Source organism: Sandarakinorhabdus cyanobacteriorum (genome assembly GCF_002251755.1).
GTDB lineage: Bacteria > Pseudomonadota > Alphaproteobacteria > Sphingomonadales > Sphingomonadaceae > Sandarakinorhabdus > Sandarakinorhabdus cyanobacteriorum.
The window spans coordinates 1-3,693 of the sequence record NZ_NOXT01000093.1 but is presented as its reverse complement, the minus strand read 5'-3'; the positions used below and the strand labels follow the sequence as shown (position 1 = coordinate 3,693).

Sequence of the window (3,693 nt, the reverse complement as noted above, 5' to 3'; positions counted from 1 at the left end):
CAACCCGAAATCACCCGGCCGGTGAATAATCCGGGATAGGCGCGATTACTAAAGCATGAGGCGGTGTCTGCTAGAATCTATCCAGTTCACGGATCGTCGCCAGCAGCGCCCGCTTTTCCGCCGAGCGCGCGCCGTGCTTCCACGCATTGCGATTGCCGATCGGTGGGCCGGGATTAGTCCTGCCGTGCATTCGACATCGCCGCCGGCCTGATACCGCCGGGGCCTGGCATAATGTCCCCGCCAGCGTCTTGGCCTGGCAGCGCGGTGCCTGCGTCAAGATCGCCGGTTGGATCGTGTCCCACGGCGTGGTGTAGCTTATTGGAGCTCCCGCCGATTTCGGCATCAGTCTGAGCCGATCATGCGCCGGGTACAGCCGAGAGCATGACGATTGGATTGTCGCTCACCGGCGCCATCGTTTCAAGTGTCATGTAGCGTGCGCGCTGGACGGCCCATTCATCGGACTGTTCCATGAGGATGGCTCCGATCAGGCGAGTGATGGCCGCTTCGTTGGGGAAGATGCCGACGACCTCGGTGCGGCGTTTGATCTCGCCATTGAGGCGTTCGATGGGATTCGTGCTGTGTAACTTGGCCCGATGTTCCTTGGGGAACGTCATGTAGGCCAGCACATCAGGCTCGGCATCGTCCATCAAAGCGGCGAGCTTTGGCAGTTTTGGGCGCATCTGGTCGGCAACGGAGCGCCATTGCTGACTGGCCGCCTCGGGCGTTTCCTGTGCGAAGGCGGTGCCGATGAACGCGGACACGACGCGCCGACCGCTTTTGCCGGCATGGGCCAGCGCATTGCGCATGAAGTGGACACGGCAGCGTTGCCATGTCGCACACAGCAGCTTGGAGACAGCCGCCTTGATACCTTCGTGCGCATCGGAGATCACCAGCTTGACCGTAAGCGGTGGCTGGGCACCGCGGTTTCTGGGTTTGGCTGATTGTGGCACGCGCCTCGTCTGATGTGACGGAGTGCGCGATGTATGAAGCTACAACCGGAGCTATCGATGTATTCTACGAGCCGTGCGTGGCCGATGGAGGTTTTGCCTGGGCCAACGGGTCGTCGTCGCTGGCCTGACGATCTGAAGGCGCGGATTGTGGCGGAGACGCTGCAGCCTGGCGCCAGGGTGAACGAGGTGGCGGCGCGCTATGGATTGCTGCCCAACCATATTTCGGTCTGGCGCTCGCTGGCTCGTAGAGGTGAGCTGGCTCTCGCCGATCGGGACCTGCCGGCCTTTGTGCCGATCTCCGTGCAGTCCGACGCAGCGTCGAACGATGAGTGTCACCGCGGCGGGGCAGCGGAGCTGCGTATCTGCGTCGGCGATGTGACCCTGCATGTGCCCGCCGGCTTTCCGGCGCGGGAGGCTGCTGCTCTTGTCGCTGCATTACGGGCGAGCGCGTGACGCCTTTGGAAGACCCCGGGCTGCGGATCATGGTTGCCACCCGGCCGGTGGATTTCCGCCGCGGCCACGATGGCCTTGCCGCTTACGCACAGATGGCGCTGGGCTTTGCCCCAACCCAAGGCCTGGTCCTGGTCTTTCGTGCTCGCCGCAGTGACCGGCTGAAGATCCTCTACTGGGACAGCAACGGCATCGTGATGAGCTACAAGCGTCTGGAAGCAGGCACCTTCACCTGGCCCAGGCCGGGTGATGCCGTGATGGCGCTCACGAAGTTGCAGTTCCAGGCCCTGTTTGCCGGCCTCGACTGGCGCCGGATTGCAGTGCCAACCACTTGCCTGCCACGTGCGGCAGAGTGACTCCATCAGTCTGATATTACTGTCATTTATTAGTGCTTTGCGCTATGAGCGACTATGTCTGCAGACAGCGCCTCGCCGGTCGATCTGGACGCCTTGCCGCCGGCCGCGCGGCAGGTGATCGCTGACCTTCAGGCTCAACTGACTGCCCGTGACGTGAAGGTTGCCGAGCTGACCGAGCTCACTGCCGCACAGGAAGTTGTAATCGCAGAGCTGAAGCATCTGACCGCTCGGCAGGAGCATCTGATCGCCGAGCTGCGCCATGCGCGCTTTGGTAAAAAGTCCGAGAAGCTCAGCGAAGACGAACGGCAACTGGCGTTCGAAGACCTGGAGATCGCCGCGGCTGAGACCCAGGAAGCCATCGACCAGCTGCCAGCGCCAGACGGCAAGCCCCGGCGCAAGCGCGCCAAGCGCAACCGCGGCAACCTTCCGGCACACCTGCCGCGCATCGAACAGGTGATTGAACCCGATAGCATGGTCTGCACCTGCGGCTGCACCACGCTTGTGACCATCGGCGAAGACCGCAGCGAACGGCTCGATGTCATTCCGGCCCAGTTCCGGGTCATCGTCACAGTTCGGCCGCGTTATGCCTGCACCCGCTGCGACGCCGGTGTCCTCCAGGCGCCAGCACCGCCCCACCTCATCGAAGGCGGCCTGCCGACCGAAGCGCTGATGGCCCATGTCGCTGTCGCAAAATTTTGCGATCACTTGCCGCTCTACCGGCAAAGCCAGATCTTCGCCCGGGCCGGCATCGATCTCGACCGCTCGACGCTGGCGTCGTGGTGCGGGGTCACTTCGCATCACCTCACCATGATCGTCGATCGCATGCTGGCCCATAGCAAGAGGGCGCTGCGGCTGTTCATGGATGAGACCAGAGCGCCGGTCCTCGCGCCGGGAACGGGCAAGACCAAGACCGGATATCTGTGGGCGCTCACCCGTGATGACCGCGGTTGGGGCGGCAATGATCCGCCCATTGTCGTGTTTACCTATGGCGACAGTCGCGAAGGCCGCCATGCCATGGCGATCCTGCAGGGCTTTGATGGCACGCTGCAGGTGGATGGCTATGCCGGTTACGAAGCACTGACCCGCGCCACGCGCACCGGCGGCAAGCCCTTGCTGCTGGCCTATTGCTGGGCCCATGCCCGCCGCAAGCTACGCGAGATTTATGATCGTGACGCGTCGCCCGTCGCTGGTGAAGGCTTGCGCCGCATTGCCGAGCTTTATGCCATCGAGGCCGAGATCCGGGGCAAGTCACCCGAACAGCGTCTGGCTGTCCGCCAGGAACGCAGTGCACCATTGGTCGCGGCGTTCCGGGAGTGGCTAACGCATAAGTGCACCCAGATCTCGCCCAGGTCCCGGCTCGGCGAGAAGCTGGGCTACATCCACCGTCATTGGGCAGGGCTCGTGCGCTATCTCGACGACGGTCGGCTCGAGATGGACACCAATCCGGTCGAAAATCGCATCAGACCCCAGGCCCTGACGCGCAAAAACGCCCTGTTCGCCGGTCACGATGAAGGTGGGCGCACCTGGGCGCGCATCGCGTCGGTGATCGAGACCTGCAAACTCAACGGCGTCGAGCCCTACGCCTACCTGCGCGACACGCTCACCGCTATCGCCAACGGCCACCCCGCCGCCCGCATCGATGAACTCTTGCCGTGGAATTACCCCAAAAAGTCAAGCTGACCGCCACAACGGGGACCAGCCACCGCTTACGCTTGACCCCGCGCAGGCCCCGGCGCGTCAGCTTGCGCAGGAACGCAGTCCAGAACGGTTCTGCCTCCGAAGGGCCGATGTCCATGCCCAGCACCTCGCGGCGTCCATCGCTGTTGACGCCCACCGCGATGATCACTGCGACCGAGACGATCCGGCCATTCTGGCGGACTTTGACATAAGTGGCATCGATCCAAAGGTACGGCCAGTCGCCTTCGATCGGGCGGTCG

The 3,693-nt window shown here is 63.5% G+C and carries 4 protein-coding genes and 2 pseudogenes; 3 read left to right on the top strand and 3 right to left on the bottom strand.

Going from position 1 to position 3,693, the window contains the following annotated elements; genetic code table 11:
- Positions 1 to 70 precede the first annotated feature (70 nt).
- Both CHU93_RS18255 and CHU93_RS05325 read right to left on the bottom strand, forming a co-directional pair.
- Positions 71 to 343 (bottom strand): HGGxSTG domain-containing protein, encoded by a 273-nt coding sequence (locus tag CHU93_RS18255; protein ID WP_423825894.1) that lies wholly within the window; start codon positions 341 to 343, stop codon positions 71 to 73.
- 13 nt (positions 344 to 356) lie between these two features.
- Positions 357 to 929, bottom strand: a pseudogene (locus tag CHU93_RS05325) (transposase); the annotation flags it as partial.
- 105 nt (positions 930 to 1,034) lie between these two features.
- Between CHU93_RS05325 and tnpA the strand changes: the two are divergent.
- Genes tnpA through tnpC form a run of 3 tightly spaced genes read left to right on the top strand, consistent with a single transcriptional unit; the run spans position 1,035 to position 3,436 of the window.
- Positions 1,035 to 1,403, top strand: coding sequence for an IS66-like element accessory protein TnpA (gene tnpA / locus CHU93_RS05320; protein ID WP_207759228.1), 369 nt, complete (start codon positions 1,035 to 1,037; stop codon positions 1,401 to 1,403).
- A gap of 29 nt (positions 1,404 to 1,432) precedes the next feature.
- The gene (tnpB, locus tag CHU93_RS05315; RefSeq protein ID WP_094473103.1) at positions 1,433 to 1,756 is read left to right on the top strand and encodes an IS66 family insertion sequence element accessory protein TnpB; all 324 of its coding nucleotides are present in this window, start codon (positions 1,433 to 1,435) and stop codon (positions 1,754 to 1,756) included.
- 54 nt (positions 1,757 to 1,810) lie between these two features.
- The gene (tnpC, locus tag CHU93_RS05310; RefSeq protein ID WP_094473102.1) at positions 1,811 to 3,436 is read left to right on the top strand and encodes an IS66 family transposase; all 1,626 of its coding nucleotides are present in this window, start codon (positions 1,811 to 1,813) and stop codon (positions 3,434 to 3,436) included.
- Positions 3,437 to 3,467: 31 nt separating this feature from the next.
- Here the strand turns inward: tnpC and CHU93_RS05305 are convergent.
- Positions 3,468 to 3,693 (bottom strand): annotated as a pseudogene (locus CHU93_RS05305) (transposase); the annotation flags it as partial.